This window comes from Aeromonas sp. L_1B5_3, assembly GCF_963866575.1.
Classification (GTDB): Bacteria; Pseudomonadota; Gammaproteobacteria; order Enterobacterales; family Aeromonadaceae; genus Aeromonas; species Aeromonas jandaei.
Genome location: NZ_CAWMDN010000176.1, coordinates 1 through 15,071, shown reverse-complemented (window position 1 = coordinate 15,071; position 15,071 = coordinate 1). Strand labels below are relative to the sequence as shown.

The window sequence follows — 15,071 nt, the reverse complement described above, 5'->3', positions numbered from 1 at the left end:
GGGTTGAAGAGATCCATTCCCAGCAGTTGAAAGCTGCGCCCCTCTTCATCCTTGAGCCAGCTATGGAGCTGGGGCATGGCATCGAGGGCGGGTTGGCTGGTCACCAGCTGCACGTAAAGCTGTTCATCCAGCCCGCCAGCGGGGGCCAGTCGGTAGTTGGCTTCTCCTGCCAGCTGGCTGCGGGCGGCGACGAAGTTGGTGCGGGCACTGTGGTTGAGCAGCTCGATGGCCACCACCAGCGACACCCCCAACACCAGTCCGGCCAGACTCATCAACAGCAACCAGGGGTGGCTGCGATAGAGGCGCAGCAGCGCTTTGAGTGGCAGCATCAGCGTGGCTCCGGCTGGCGCAGTCGCTGTTTAGTCATGACGGGGCCCCTTGAGTTCGATAAGTTGCCCCCCTTCAAGGCGCAGCACCCTGTCGGCCAGCTCGGCATAGGCGGGGTTGTGGCTAACCAGCAGCAAGCCTGCACCTGTGTCCCGCACCGCCGCCACCATCAACGCCATCACCTGTTCGGCATTGTGTTCATCTAGGCTGCCGGTGGGCTCGTCGGCGAGCAGCCACTGGGGCTGATGGATGAGGGCGCGGGCCAGCGCTACCCGCTGACGCTGACCGCCGGAGAGCTGCTCCGGCCAGGCATGGCGCTTGTGGCTCATATCGAGCCGTTGCAGCAACTGATCAATCCTGGCCTCATCCGGTGGCAGAGCGTTGATGGCGAGCGGCAGGGCCAGATTCTCGGCCACCGTCAGGGTCGGCAGCAGGTTGAAATCCTGATAGACGATACCGAAATGGCGGCCCCGCAGGCGCGCCCGCTCATCGGGTGAGCGGGTGTCGATCCGGGTCTCCCCCAGCCAGATCTCCCCTTCGTCCGGTGCAATCAGCCCGGCGATCAGATTGAGCAGGGTGGATTTGCCGCAGCCGCTTTGGCCCAGCAGCAGGGTGATCTCGCCAGCGGGGAGGGCGAGATCGAGATGGTGGAACAGCGGCAGTCGTTCACTGCCGTTATCGAAGCTCTTGCAGAGGTTGCGCAGGGTCAGCATGGGGTAACCGTTTGATGGTCAATGGCTTTCATCATGCTTGGTACGCTAGCACGGCCGACAATGATCAACACGACTTACGACTGATCAAGAGTGCCAGTTAGTGATCAAGTCGGCAAAAGAGCAGTGGATCCTCGCTGGATCCCGCTTGCCCGAGGTGGTTAGAATAGGGGCTTCCATGGGTCACAGGATGAGCAAGGATGTTACACAAGCAAGTCAGTTTTATCATCGATAGCAAGGGGAACAAGCAGGCGGCCGTCGTCCCCATCGAGATCTACAACGAGCTGATGACCCTGCAAAAGGCGCTCTCCGACAACCGTCCCGGGGAGCGCGAGCTCTACCACTTCAATGGCAAGGGGGCCGAAGCCCACGGTTATCCGGTGGGCAAGCGGCAAAATCCGGGCTTTATGGTGCTGGCCGGTTCCACTGCCAATGGCGAGGATGCCGCTTCTTTGCGCGAGGCGGTGATTGAACTGCGGCTGGAGCTGCTGGAGAAGGGCATTCTGGTGCCCCGTAGCGAAGGGGGCTTTCTCTTTACTGCCGATCAGCTGTTCAACAGCCCGAGTCTGGCCGCGAGCCTGGTAGCCGGCAACAACCGAAGCGGTCTGGATGCCTGGCAAAACAGCGCGGGTTATACCCTGAAACAGTCCGGTTTTGGCAAGAAGTGACGCATATCAGAGGGGATTGAGGCGCACCTGTTGTGACATCTCTCCCCAAAAAAGAGCGCCCCCTGTCGCAAGAGAGGGGCGCTCTTTTTTATATCCAGCAGAGGGATCAGTGTGCCTTGTGGCCGGTGAGCAGCCAGTAGCTGAGTGCTGAACCGACCCCGCAGCAGGCGATGGCAATGGCCATCGGCAGCGGCGAGTGGGGCGGGTTGAGGTTGACCAGAATGCCGACCAGCGCGCCGATGCCAAAGCGCAGGGTGCCCGCCAGTGCCGAGGCGGTGCCCGCCGCCTGCGGGAAGTGGCCCATCAGGCCGGTCATGGCGTTGGCGCCCACCAGACTGATATGACCGACAAACAGTACCACCGGAATGACGATGCCCCACAGGCCGCCGGTTTCGCTCCAGGCGTTGTAGACCAGCAGGGCGCCCGCGCAGGGCAGCACCAGCAGGCCGTATTGCAGCATCCGCTCGGCGCCCACCCCTTTCACCAGTCGGCTGTTGGCGAAGGTTACCACCATCATCAGCAGGATATTGAGGCCAAACAGCCAGCCGTAATGCTCGGTCGGCACCTTGAAATACTCGATATAGACGTAGGGTGAGCCGCTTAAGAAGGCGAACATGCCGGAGCTTGAGAGGGAGCCGCACAGCACATAACCCATGGCGCCGCGATGGGAGAGCACGCCCCAGTAGTTCTTGAGGATCTGGCCGATCTTGAGCGGCTGACGGTGCTCGGGTTTCAGGGTCTCCTCGATTTTCCACTGCATCACCAGACAGATCAGCAGGCTGATCCCCACCAGCAGCCAGAAGATCACCCGCCAGCTGGCATGGGCACTGATGTAACCCCCCACCACGGGTGCCACCAGCGGTGCCAGCGTCATCACCAGAATGACGAATGACATGGCGCGGGAAAAGGCATCCTTCTCGAACAGATCGCGCAGCAGGGCATTGACCACGACCGACCCCGCGGCGCCGCCCGCCGCCTGCAGCATCCGATAGGCCAGCAATTCGGGCAGGGAGTCCGCCATGGCACAACCGACCGAGGCGATGGCAAACATCACCAGCCCCGCCAGGATCACCGGCTTGCGGCCATAGCTGTCAGCGAGCGGGCCGTAAAAGAGCTGGCCAATGGCAAAGCCGCCCAGAAAGGCGCTGATGGTGAGCTGGGCACCGTCGATGCTGGTGGCCAGATCCCGGGCAATGGCCGGAATAGCCGGCAGATACATATCTACCGCGAGCGGGGTCAGGCCCGCCAGCGCACCCAGCAGGATAAAGAGAAAACGGGGGGAGAGGGCGGAGGCCCGGGTCGGAGCGGTTTGGGGCATAGGGTATCCAGTTGTGGGATGGATGAAAAAAAGGGCGAAAAGGCAGTCTATCAGTTTTGTGTCAGCGGGGGATCCGGTATGGCTAGCCAGAGGCCCGGTTCGGCGTGAAATCGGGGGGCAAACCAGATCTGTCTGCTGCCAGCCTGCATTTCAGCAGGCTCAATGGCCCGTCGGCTCAAACGACAGGCTCCTTGAGAGAGCGTCAGCGCTGCATCCCCCTTGTACCAGCCGTCCGTTACCGGCAGTGCCGTGGTCTCCCGCAGCAATCTTACCCCCCACTGGGTCACCAGCGCCGGGCACGCTGTTTCTGCCAGTTTTGCCGCCTGCACCATGGCGGGCGGACGGGGCAGGGTGAAGGTCGCCGCTAGGAGCAGCAATCCGGCCACCGCGACCACCCACTCGCCCCGGCGCGGCAGCCAGCCTGCCAGCAGCACGAGGCCGAGCAGGGTGATGGGGGCCAGATGGCGGGGATTGTCGGGATTCTGGCCAAACAGGGTCCAGAGCAGCAGGGCGAGCCAGTAGAGCGTCCAGAGCGGAGAGAGGGTCGCATTGTGATCCTTTGACCGTTGCCAGAATGGCAGTATCAGCAAGGCCCCCATCAACAGGGGCCAGAGCGGGGTCAGCTGATCGTTGAAAGTGTGCGCCCAGCTCAGCAGCCGATCGCCGTGGGCTGCCGCCGTGTTGCCCCACAGGGTAAAGTGGCCGTCGGTAAAGCGGCGCCCCTCGCTGAAATAGGCCCAGCCATCGGCCTGCCAGACAAAGAGCAGGCTGATAAGCCCAACCAGCGCGATGGGAAGCACAAACCTGACGCGGTAGCTCTGCTGCGCCAGCCCGAGCCACAGGGGCAGCAGCGCCAACACAAAATAGGAGGGACGCAGGGCCAGCATAAGGCCGAGCAGCAGACCAGCCAGCGCGATTTTGCGCTGTTGCAAGGCCAAGAGAGACCCGAGCCAGGCGGCCAGAGCCGGCCCGTCCGAGAGCCCGGAGAGCGCCAGGGTCGGGGTGAGCGGCAGGGCTAGCACCAGCAGCCAGACTGGCGCAAGCAGGCTTGGCCGTTGCCACAATCTCACCGCCAGCCAGGCGGCGAGGGGGGCCAGCAAACTGCTACCGAGCAGACTTGCCCACTGCACCGCGCGGGCTGGATCGCTCACCACCAGATTGATCAACCGCGCCAGCCAGATAAAGGCGGGGTAGCCCGGAAAGTGGGGGGAGAACTCCAGCACGCTAAAGCGCGTCACCCCGTGGGCGAAATTGAGGGCATCGTCGGAATCGAGGGCCACCGGAAAGGCTAGCAGCCAGCAAAGCCAGGCCAGTTGCAGCAGAATGAGCAGCCAAATGGTGGTGGAGCAGGGGGAAGCCCAACGCCGATACGCTGCCTTCCCCCTCATCCCCAGCCCTTCTCCCGCTAGGGGAGAAGGGGGCAAACTGGCGTCCGGGTGCATTTATCGGCAGGCCGTGCGTAGGGTGGGTAGCGCGCAGCGAAACCCACCGTTTGTCGCAGCGAGGTGGCGCAATGATTGGCAGGTTGCCATCAAAGCGGCGCCAGCACGGCCATCAGCGCTTTTTCCGCTGCGGCAAAGGCGGCGGCGTCGGCGGGCTTGGCGCCCACCCCGAATACCCCCGGGTTGCCGATGGCATCGAGCACCTTGGCCAGCGCCTGTTCGGCTGCCTTGCGATCCCCTTCACTGAGGGAGGGGAGGATCAAGTCGAGGAAGCGCTTGCTCTTGACCACCAGCACCTTGGCGGTCTGGTAGTCGCCGAGGTTCTGGCTGGCCCCTTCGAGGCGGCGCGCGATCTCCGCCTTGTAGGCGCGATTGAGCAGGGCGGCGGTTGCTGCGGCGTCTTTGGCCTTGATGGCGGCGGCCAGTGGCGCTTGCAATTCCACCTTGTGGTGCTGTTCCAGATAGGTCAGCTCCTCGGCAATTTCGCTCAAGGTGGCGCTGGCATCCTTGCCGTCAGTGGCGGCGCCCAGCAGCGCTTCTCGGGCATCGATCAGCGGCTCCTTGCCGGCGGCGGCGTAGGAGTAAGCCTGCGCCTGCCCGCTCAGGGCCAGCAGCAGGGTGAGGGCGAGTAAACCCGAGCGGATGGTCATCCTGTTCTCCTTACTTATGCCAATGGCGCGGCCATCAGGCCACGCTCTGGGTTTCAATCACGGTATTTTCGTTGCGATGGTTAAAGATGGCGTGACGTCTGTCCACCCCGTCGATCACCATGTCGGCAGCCATCATGCCCATCTCCATGGCGGTGTCGGTGAAGATGTAGCGGAATGTCCCCTGACGGCCGGTCATGATGAGGTTGGTGATGGGCATCAGCGCCTTGATGGCTTCGTTGCGGCGGGCCTGATAGCCAAGGTCCATCAGCGGATAGGCGTATTCACTGCGCGCTTCGAATGTCTCATCGCCGAGCTTCTGGGTATCGACGCCGAGGCTGGCCAGATCGGCGGTAACCCGACCGCGCAGATCAGAGAGCGGCGCCTGCCAGGTGGCATCCCCCGGATTGCAGGGGATCTCCAGCATCACCGAGGTCTGGCCTTGGGGAGCCATAAAGGGGCTGCGGCGGCGCGGCTCCTGCAGGCGGGTGGCCAGAATATGGGGGTCAGAGAGGTACTGCCAGGTGTTGTCCGACAGGTTCTCCTGCTTGAGCGGCATATTGACGAAGCGAAGCGACCGGTAGTGCAGATCGCACGGCAAGCCCAGATGCTGGCAGGTGAGCGGCAGCGGCAGGGTGGAGATCACCTGATCAAAGCGCTCGCTCTGCTCAACGTTATCTTGTTTCCAATAAACCCGTTCGATGCGGCCATCGGCCTGCTCAAGGCGGGTGATGGTGGCGCCGGTTTTGAGCTCAACGCCCTCTGCCACCAGCCGCTCGCCCAGGGTGGTGAAGATCTGGCCGAAGCCATATTTCGGGTAGCGGTATTTGCGGGCATAGGTGCGCACCGAGATACTGCCGTTGCGTCTTGGCAGCAGACGGCGCGCCACGTCTTTGAGATCGATCAGGCTGATGCGCTGACCGGCCCAGTCGGCGGAGAGCTTGTCCGGATTGATGCCCCACAGCTTGCCGGTGTAACCCTCGAAGAACTGGCGATAGAGGGTGCGACCGAAGTGACTCTGGATCCACTCGGCAAAGCTCGCCTTGGCGAAATCATCCGGCTTCTTGCTAAAGGGCAACAGCAGCAAATCTTTCACCGCACCGGCCATCAGGGCCAGTGGCGCCGTCTTGAGCAGGTTGGGCAGGTTCAAAGGATAGTCATAGGTGCGCCCGCCAAAGCGGATGACGCTCTTGCGCTCGGCGTGGAGCAGATCGTCCCCCATCAGCTCGTCGATAAAGGCGAGTAGCTCGGGGTTTTTAGTTATAAAGCGGTGGCCGCCGTAGTCAAAGCGATACTCCCCATCGCGCCCCTTGAAGGTCTGGGTGGCACACATGCCGCCGACCACCGGCTCCTGCTCGAACAGGGTGACTGCAAAACCGGCGCGGCGCAGGCGCCAGGCGGCCATCAAACCGGCGGGGCCGGCACCCAGCACCGCAATGTGTTTCTTGTTGTTATCGCTCATGACCTATTCCGAAACTGCTTGATAGATAAGGGAACCGCACTAGGGTGCGGCCCCCGAATAGTGTTGTTACCCCGTAGCCTTGCTACCACAGGGCGTGTTGGCTCAGCCCTTGCCAGTTGCGGCACTCACCTGCGTGCGATAGCTGCGCTGCCAGAGGGTAACGAAGATCGCCAGATAGAGGGCCCAGGTCAGCAGCTGCAAGCCAGCGGGTGAGGCATTGTAGCCAAACAGGGCGCGCAGGAAGGTACCAAATACCCCCTGATCGTCGAGAATGTGGCTGATGTCGAACACCGGCGTGGTCCAGAAGGTGATGATATCTGCCGCTTGCAACATGTTGACGGCGGACGAGAGCAGACCTGCGGCGATGATGATGATAAGCAGCCCAGTCCAGCGGAAGAAGGGGGCCAGCGCCACCTTGCGGGTGGAGCGCAGCAGCCCCCATACCAGCGCGATGGAGACCAGCAGCCCCGCCAGCGCGCCCATCAGGCCGGATTGCAGATCGACCCCTTGGCCCGAATAGAGCAGGGCGGAGAAGAAGAGCACGGTTTCAAACCCTTCGCGCATCACCGCCAGGAAGGCGAGCAGCACCAGACCAAACAGGTTGCCGCCATCGATGGCCGCATCGATGCGCGCTGTCATGGCTCCCACCTGGGATTTGGCCTGTTTTTGCATCCAGATCGCCATATAGGTGAGCACCAGAGTGGCAAAAATGAGGATCCCCGCCATCAAGAGGTGGTTGTAACGCTCGCTCTCGAACTGGCTCACCACCACCTGGAACAGGAAGGCGACCACAAGGGAAGCGACAAGGCCAAGCCCGACACCCAGATAGATGAACTTGTTGTAGCGACTCGCCCCCAGCTTGGCGAGGTAGGAGAGGCAGATGCCGACCAGCAGGAAGGCTTCCAGCCCCTCGCGCAGGGTAATGAGAAAACTTGCAAACATCAGGATTGAGGCTCCGTAGCGGGCGTGACGGGGAGAGGCTGCAAGGTAAGTTGCAACCGATTTAGTTGTAGGCGCGTGAGTAGCACTATGGGTGGCTCCGGCAAGCTTGGCTCGGCGGCGCGCACCGCATCATTGACCCACTTGGGGTAAGTGCGGAAATTGAGTTTGATATCGGCCTTGAAGGGCCCTTGGGCATCAGCGGGCAGCGACCAGGCTTCATCGCGCCAGCCATCGGCCGGAATGCGGGTATCTTCCAGCAGTTTGGCGTAGCGCCAGAACTTGAGCCCCACCGGCTTGCCCTCGGCATCGCCGAACACTTTTCTGAACAGTCGCGCATCTTCTGGGACCGCACCATCCACCGGCTGGCCGCTGGCAAGCACCACCTTGCCAGCGGCGTCGGTGACGGTCAGCTCCAGCCAGAGTTCACGGAAATCGGCCACTCCGGTGGGCAGGGCATGGCCTGCGCCGGTATTGGCGACCCGCACCACCAGCTGCTGACTATCGGCAGCCTGTTCGATACGGGCCGAAAGGGTAGCGCTGGAGCGCAAGAGCGCCAGACTCTCCTGCTCAAGGTCGGGATTGCGCAGCCCCACCAGCTGGTGCTGGGCACCGGTAAAGTTGTGGCGATAGAGCCGCGCCTTCATGGTGCCGTTTTCGGTGGACAGGCCCGCCACCGGCGCATCGCCGTTACCCGGCTCCGGGTTCATATGGCAGTCGATGCAGGTGCGCCGCTTGGCGGGCTCCTCCGCGTTTGCGAAGCTGGATTTTTCCCACTCGTCCCAGGTGTTGACGATATTGGCGCCGGTGCCCGGGGCAAACTCGTTGTGGCACGACTTGCACAGAGCCGCATCGCGGTAGAAATCCTTCTGATAGGAGGCTTTGTGGGCCGCCGGACGGGCGTTGATCTGCCGCTCAGCCAGCCAGTGCTGGAGGCTGCCGCCCGGGGCATCCTCGAACACATAGCTCTCGCGGTCTTTCAAATTCACGGTAAAGGCGCTGTTGCCGCCCGCATCTTCCACCTTGGTGATGCGATGGCAGAGCACGCAGCCAGTCCCTTCCTCAACCACAGGTTTGCCCGCCTTGTGGGCGGCAATCAGCGAGGCGCCGTCCTGCTCGAACATATGGGAGCCCTTGGGCAGATCCAGCTGGCCGGTCATCACCTGCTGGGGCATGTGGCAGCCTTGGCACCACTGGCCGAAGGCTTCGCCCTCAGTTTCGCGGGCCAGCGCCTGCACCACCTTGTAGTAGGGGTGGGAGTTGCCCATCAGCCGGTGGTTGCTCTCGCTCCAATCCTGAAACGCCTGTTGGTGGCAGTTCTGGCAGGAGGCGGAGTTGAGCCACTCCTTGGGATGAGTGGTCGGTGCCTTGGCGGGATCCGTGCGCGGGGCATCGAGCCGCAGCCAGTTGGCGAGATAGGGGAGGTTGCCATCGGCGGTGACGAAGGCGTGTAAGTCCTCCATCATCGCTTTCACTTCCGGTTGAGGCCTCGCGGGGTCAACCGCCTCGGCGCCATCTCGGGTGTCATGGCCCATGCCACCCTGGGTCTGCTGGGTCATGCGCAGGTATTCGCCGACAAAATCCCCCGCCACCATGTTGGTGAGGTTGGCGTGGCCGTTGATGGCGTTGTCGCCGCTCTGCTGGCGATGGGCCGCCATCAGATAGCGGTTGGTGAAGTTGAAACCGTCCAGATGGCAGGAGTTGCAGCTCATCCAGTTGTCCCCCGCCATGGGGAAGCGTGAGTTGGCGCCGTTGTTGCCAAGCGTGTTACCAAGATGGAACAGCCGCTCGCCGCGCTGAAGCGGCTCGGGGCGGGGATCTGTCTCTACCAGCTTGGAAAAGTGGGGCGCATCAACGGTGACCCGGGCAAACGGGCCGCTGCCGCCGCTATTGAGGCGGGTGAGATCCTGCCCCATGGCGTTGTGCACCAGAATGTGGTCGCCGTCGATCAGCAGATCCCGCGGATTCTGGCCCGGCAGGTGACGCAAGAGCTGGGTTGCCTTGGCTCCCCCCTGAAACTTCTTGCGGCGGTGACGGTTGTTGTTGGACTTGCCGCTGCGGGAGAGATCGAACACCAGCAGATCTTCCGAGCCCGCCAGGGTCAGATAGACCCGCTTGCCATCGGCGGCGAAGCGCGCCGCGAACGGGTTGGAGACAATCTGGCTGCGGTTGCCGACGCTTGGCAGGTTGATTTGCAAAAAGAGCTGTTTTCTTTCATCGACCCGCTCTTTCTCCTCATCGAGATCGATGATGGAGACGGCTGGGAAGACGGTGCTCTGAAACTGGAAGGGGTGGTCGAAACTCCAGAGCACATGGGGCAGCCAGGCCTCGCTGCCATCGGGGGAGAGGGCGATGCCATCGAGCAGGCGCGGCAATCCCTGCGAGTCGCTCGGCGTGTCGCTGTGGGTCTCGGCCAGAGTGATGAGTTTGGGCTTGGGAAGCGAAGCTCCCTTGGCGCCATGGCCAAGTTTGGCGAGATCATAGATGGCGAGCTGGCCGGTCATGGTGTGGGTGAGCAGCAGGCGATCATCGTCGGTCAATGCCAGCCCGCGGGGTGTCTCGGCAGTGGCCGCATCCAGTTGCAGCTTGCCCGCGGTGTCGTAGGCCTGCAGGCGAGCGGATTCGAACAGCGTGACCCAGAACCACTGCCGCTTGGCATCGAAGATGACCCCATAGGGGCAGTGGCCGGTGGGGATCGCCTTTTCCAGATCGAGATCATCATCCAGCAACAGCAGGCGATCACCGCTGTAGTCGGTGACCAGCAGGGTACCGTTATCGGCGCGGGCAAGCTGGCGCAGATCGCCCCCCAGCTGCACCTCTTTCAGGCGCTTGCCGCTATCGCGCTCAAGCAGGGTGACCGAGCCTGCGCTCAAGTTGGCGGTGACGAGGCGCGGGCTTTGCCCCTCCTCATAGGCGATCATCCCGGCGCCCATCTGCTGGGCCAACGCAAAGGGGCTGGCCAGCAGCAGGAGGGCTAGCAGGGGTGACAAATATGCAGAGAACGATGACTTCAACATGGGATCAGGAGCGCCATTTCAAGATGGTCCAGCGCCAGGCGTGGCGCAGCACCAGAGGAGTGAGCAGCAGTGCGCTCAGCCAGTGGGCCCAGCTGGCGAGGTTGCCCATGGCATCGCCCGGAGTGCCGTGCAGCACCAGCAGCAGGCCGCTGGCCAGACAGACCAGCAGCAGGGTTTCGATAATCCGCCCCGTGGTGCGCAAAAAAGGTTTGTTGCTGCGGTTCAACAAACTGCGATGGGAGAGCCAGAAGGCGCCAAACAGCAGCGGAAACAGGGTGAGCGAGAGCATCACATGCAAAAACAGATTCCAGCGCGCCAGCGACCAGAGCGGGGACAGCGGCTCCCACAGCAGCAGGCCGGAGAAGAACATCAGGTAGAGGGAGCCCTCGGCAGCCTGATGGTGATAGGCCAGCCACTGCCAGAATTGTCGGGGGGCGAGGGAAAGGGTTGTCATAACTGCTCCAACACCCGGGCAATCGGCCCGGGGGGAGCAAGTCTATAACGCAGTAAGGGTAATGAAAAGAGTTATCAATTGTATTGCTGATGAATATAAGCTGAATCTCGCCAGTGAAGATCCACCGCTATTTATGTTCGGCCATGCGCTCGGTGATCGCATAAATCAGTGCCGCCATCGAGAAGGCGAGAAACACCACCACAGACCACTTCATCTCCACTTCGTTGGTGATGCCATCTTCGAGGAAGGCTTTGAGCACTTCGACCCCGGCAATGGTGACCAGCGAGTTGATGACGATGAGCTTGAGGGAGGCAAAGTTGATCTTGCTGAGCCAGTTGTTGCCAAGCGCCTCGCGCTGTTCCTGGGTCTGGATGAACTGCACGTAGCCGCAGACCGCCACCAGGATCAGCATCTGGGCCACCAGCACAAAGTCCACCAGTGTCAGCACGCCGGTGATGAGATCCATGTAGGGGATCTCGATGATATTGACGCAGAGCGCATAGAGCTGCATGAAGAACTTGACCATCAGCAGGGCGACGCAGAGCAGGATGCAGACGTAGAAGGGGTACATCATCATCTTGCTGCCATTGAGCATGAGATTGAACTGGCGCATAAAAACTCCAAGGTAAGGAAACAGGGTGATTATGACGTGAACTGTATCCGAAGACAGCGCTCTGTGTTGATGACGGCAGCTTTTATCTGCTTGATTCGATAATGACAGGGCGGTGTTGAGGGCAGAGCAGCTGTCATGCTCTTTATATAGGGATGTAGAGAGTGTTTCCGAGCTCGGCGCATACAGCCAGGAACAAAGCGGCTCTGCTGATAATTAATGCTAAAACCTGCAAGAGAGATACGAAAAAGCCCAGCCAAAAGGCTGGGCTTTAGAATGTGGCTCCCTCGACAGGACTTGAACCTGTGACATACGGATTAACAGTCCGCCGTTCTACCGACTGAACTACGAGGGAATTGGCTCCTCCTACTGGACTTGAACCAGTGACATACGGATTAACAGTCCGCCGTTCTACCGACTGAACTAAGGAGGAATTGCCTGTCTCGTTGAGACGGGGCGAATATTAATGACCAGAAAGACGGGTGTCAACCCGCGAACCGGACGAAAAACAGATTTTCAGACCGTTTGCCCAAAAGTTGCGCTTTGTGGTTTATTTTCAGCACAATCAGTCCCTTGTCCATAACCGTTGATGTCATTCATCGACATGCTACCTTGGGCTCTGTGGCAATCGTGTGGCGAACATGTCGGCAACGTGCAAGGGGGCGAAAAGCCATTGTGGTGGCAAACGTGGTGCCTAAAAGGGTTGTCGAATCGATAAAGTTCGGGGATTTGGCTGGAAATGAGTCAAATGATGCCAGATTGTGGTATTCATTGATCCTGCCCATCGAAATAGTGGGGCTGCTGGAGTAAGGTTACGCTGGATACCATCGCCGCGTCGACAGCTCTGCCGGCCCTTGATGATGATCGGGCGCCGGATCCCTCCGGCCTTTATCTCCCTCTTCTTGGTATTACGTATACATGCACAAGCAAGCCTCTTTAAATAGCGTGAAGCTCGCCATAGCCTTGCGCCAATCCTGTATTGATGAGCCCTATAGCATGGCCCGTTTTGGCCGTGACCTGATCGCCGGTGTGACGGTGGGCATCATCGCCATTCCACTGGCCATGGCGCTCGCCATTGCCAGTGGTGTTCCTCCGCAGCATGGCCTCTATACCGCTATCATCGCCGGTATCGTGATCGCCGTGACCGGTGGCTCCCGCTACTCCATCTCGGGCCCGACTGCTGCCTTCGTGGTGATCCTCTATCCGGTTGCCCAGCAGTTCGGGGTTGGTGGCCTGTTGATGGCGACCCTTATCTCCGGTCTCTTTCTGGTGGCGATGGGTCTGGCCCGTCTTGGCCGCCTTATTGAATACATCCCCCCCTCAGTAACGCTGGGGTTTACCGGTGGTATTGCCATTGTGATCGCCACGTTGCAAATCAAGGATTTCTTCGGTCTGAGCGTTCCTCATATGCCGGAAACCTATCTGGGCAAGGTCGAAGCGCTGGCCAGCGCCATGCCCAGCTGGCAGTGGGGAGATACCCTGGTGGGGGTTGCAACGCTGGCCGTGCTGCTGCTGTGGCCTCGGCTCCGGCTGCCGGTTCCGGGCCATCTGCCAGCCGTGCTGGTGGGGGTTGGTCTGGGCTTTGGCCTGCATCAGTTCGGGGTTGATGTGGCCACCATCGGCAGCAAATTCAGCTACACACTGGCCGATGGCACGCAAGGGATGGGGATCCCACCCATCGCGCCGACCCTGGTGATGCCTTGGGCACTGCCCGGGCCGGATGGTGCCCCGGTGACCTGGGATCTGGCAGCCATTGAACGTCTGCTGCCCGCCGCTTTCTCCATGGCGATGCTGGGAGCCATCGAGTCGCTGCTCTGCGCCGTGGTGCTGGACGGCATGACCGGCCGCAAGCACAGCTCCAATGCCGAACTGCTGGGGCAGGGGCTTGGCAACATTTTTGCTCCCTTCTTTGGCGGCATCACCGCGACTGCAGCCATCGCCCGCTCGGCGGCCAACGTGCGTGCCGGCGCGACCTCACCCCTCTCTGGCGTGATCCATGCGTTGGTGGTACTCGCTGCCATTCTGGTGCTGGCACCCTGGCTCTCCTGGCTGCCACTGTCGGCTATGGCAGCGTTGCTGCTCATCGTCGCCTGGAACATGAGTGAGGCGCATAAGGTCGTAGAACTGATCCGTCGTGCTCCCAAAGCCGACGTGCTGGTGCTGCTGGTCTGCCTGTCGCTGACCGTCATCTTCGACATGGTTATCGCTATCACCTTCGGGGTTATCCTCGCCTCCCTGCTCTTTATGCGCGAGATAGCCAAGATGACCAAGCTGCACAATCTGGCCGAGCACAAACGCTATGCCCACGAAGTGCCAGCCGATGCGCTGGTTTACAAGATCAATGGGCCGCTCTTCTTTGCTGCTGCGGAGCGGGTGTTTGCCGAACTGGCCGCCGAGGTGAAAGGGCACCGCATGCTGGTACTGCAAATGGAGGCTGTCTCGATTCTGGATGCCGGTGGCCTCTCCGCTTTCTTGCAGTTTGGCAAGCAGATGGCCGCGGCCGGTATCGAACTGCGCGTCGCCGAGTTGCAGTTCCAGCCGCTCAAGACGCTGGCGCGCGCCAAGGTTCGCCCGCAACCCGGCAAGCTGGAGTTTTATGGCTCGCTGGAAGAGGCGCTCAAAGGAGAACATTTGCACGAAGCGGCGGTAAATTGAATAAAAGGGATACGAAACGGCATGTTTTTGGTCAGTTGGTTCGTATATTGAGCAAACGAACGCAAAAAGTAAAAAATTGCATTGACCACATGCCCTCGTATCCCGTACATTACGCCCCGTTCCAGCGCAACGGCGCAGCGAACACAGTGTTGGCTGAACACGTTAAACAACAGACCAAAATTTGGTGAGGTGTCCGAGTGGCTGAAGGAGCACGCCTGGAAAGTGTGTATACGGCAACGTATCGAGGGTTCGAATCCCTCCCTCACCGCCAAATTGCAAAGCCCTAACGGAAACGTCAGGGCTTTTTGCTTTTCACTGCGCCAGTGATTGGTTTTTCCAGTTCAGCTTTGCTTCTTTCTCATGCCTATTCAGTTGTGTGCCGTGTCGGTCATTTCTATCCGCTCAGATCATATGGACTGGTATAAGAGGCCCCCGTCATCTTTTTCTGTATTTCCCTGTTTATTGTTCTTCCCGCCGACAAAATCTCATATCTCTAAACCCTGATAGGGGCGGGCAGTACACTGGCTCGCGGCGAGTCGCCAGCCAGAGACCCTAGTTGAAATAGCCATAAGGCCCACACTGATGGACATCACATCAAGGGATGGCGGATATTCGCTATATCTGGCGCAGATTGGTAGATATAAGTTCTGCTGTGGGCAAAATGTTGCCTTGCATGCAGTTTTAAATCTCTTCCATGCAAGTTTGTGCGGTGTGATCTGTTGTCTGAGCAACTAGTTGCGTTGGTGAGGAGGCATGTGACGAGAGGGTTGTTGTAACGTATTGTTTTTTATGTAAAAAATAAGTGGCATGGTCGCTGCTAAT

Annotated in this window: 11 protein-coding genes, 3 tRNA genes and 1 pseudogene; 3 read left to right on the top strand and 12 right to left on the bottom strand. The window is 60.5% G+C overall.

Annotated features, from left to right (window positions below; all coding sequences use genetic code 11):
* Together AACR93_RS22995 and AACR93_RS22990 are read right to left on the bottom strand one after the other, a co-directional pair.
* Window positions 1–329: pseudogene (locus AACR93_RS22995) on the bottom strand (cell division protein FtsX); the annotation flags it as partial.
* Window positions 330–359: 30 nt separating this feature from the next.
* Entirely contained in the window at window positions 360–1,040 is a 681-nt protein-coding gene (locus tag AACR93_RS22990; RefSeq protein ID WP_043852080.1) for an ABC transporter ATP-binding protein, read from the bottom strand.
* A 197-nt stretch (window positions 1,041–1,237) separates the two neighbouring features.
* On the opposite strand from AACR93_RS22990, the gene AACR93_RS22985 reads away from it, so the two are divergent.
* A complete protein-coding gene (locus tag AACR93_RS22985; protein WP_033115146.1) occupies window positions 1,238–1,705 on the top strand; it encodes a DUF4357 domain-containing protein in 468 nt (155 codons plus the stop codon).
* A gap of 106 nt (window positions 1,706–1,811) precedes the next feature.
* Here AACR93_RS22985 and AACR93_RS22980 read toward each other — a convergent pair whose 3' ends face one another.
* The 10 genes from AACR93_RS22980 to AACR93_RS22935 form a co-directional block, all read right to left on the bottom strand.
* On the bottom strand, window positions 1,812–3,023 hold the full coding sequence (locus AACR93_RS22980; protein ID WP_043852079.1) for a Bcr/CflA family multidrug efflux MFS transporter: 1,212 nt from the start codon (window positions 3,021–3,023) through the stop codon (window positions 1,812–1,814).
* A gap of 50 nt (window positions 3,024–3,073) precedes the next feature.
* A complete protein-coding gene (locus AACR93_RS22975; protein WP_043852082.1) occupies window positions 3,074–4,354 on the bottom strand; it encodes a hypothetical protein in 1,281 nt (426 codons plus the stop codon).
* Between the two features lie 200 nt (window positions 4,355–4,554).
* Entirely contained in the window at window positions 4,555–5,115 is a 561-nt protein-coding gene (locus tag AACR93_RS22970) for a hypothetical protein (protein ID WP_043852078.1), read from the bottom strand.
* 34 nt (window positions 5,116–5,149) lie between these two features.
* A complete protein-coding gene (locus AACR93_RS22965; RefSeq protein WP_043852077.1) occupies window positions 5,150–6,574 on the bottom strand; it encodes an NAD(P)/FAD-dependent oxidoreductase in 1,425 nt (474 codons plus the stop codon).
* Window positions 6,575–6,676: 102 nt separating this feature from the next.
* Window positions 6,677–7,516 carry an FTR1 family iron permease gene (locus tag AACR93_RS22960; protein WP_043852076.1) on the bottom strand — a complete coding sequence of 280 codons (840 nt, stop codon included), beginning with the start codon at window positions 7,514–7,516 and terminating at the stop codon, window positions 6,677–6,679.
* Window positions 7,516–10,530: a YncE family protein gene (locus AACR93_RS22955; protein WP_043852075.1), complete on the bottom strand. Its 3,015-nt coding sequence runs from the start codon at window positions 10,528–10,530 to the stop codon at window positions 7,516–7,518. Before AACR93_RS22955 ends, AACR93_RS22960 begins: the two co-directional genes overlap by 1 nt.
* Window positions 10,531–10,534: 4 nt before the next feature.
* Window positions 10,535–10,984 carry a hypothetical protein gene (locus tag AACR93_RS22950; RefSeq protein WP_043852074.1) on the bottom strand — a complete coding sequence of 150 codons (450 nt, stop codon included), beginning with the start codon at window positions 10,982–10,984 and terminating at the stop codon, window positions 10,535–10,537.
* A gap of 127 nt (window positions 10,985–11,111) precedes the next feature.
* Window positions 11,112–11,597, bottom strand: coding sequence for a YqhA family protein (locus AACR93_RS22945; RefSeq protein ID WP_033115154.1), 486 nt, complete (start codon window positions 11,595–11,597; stop codon window positions 11,112–11,114).
* Between the two features lie 276 nt (window positions 11,598–11,873).
* Window positions 11,874–11,949, bottom strand: a tRNA-Asn gene (locus AACR93_RS22940).
* 2 nt (window positions 11,950–11,951) lie between these two features.
* Window positions 11,952–12,027 (bottom strand) — tRNA-Asn (locus AACR93_RS22935).
* A 485-nt stretch (window positions 12,028–12,512) separates the two neighbouring features.
* On the opposite strand from AACR93_RS22935, the gene dauA reads away from it, so the two are divergent.
* Together dauA and AACR93_RS22925 are read left to right on the top strand one after the other, a co-directional pair.
* Window positions 12,513–14,249, top strand: a complete 1,737-nt coding sequence (gene dauA / locus AACR93_RS22930; RefSeq protein WP_043852073.1) for a C4-dicarboxylic acid transporter DauA — start codon at window positions 12,513–12,515, stop codon at window positions 14,247–14,249.
* Between the two features lie 183 nt (window positions 14,250–14,432).
* Window positions 14,433–14,520, top strand: a tRNA-Ser gene (locus AACR93_RS22925).
* The last annotated feature ends 551 nt before the right edge of the window (window positions 14,521–15,071 follow it).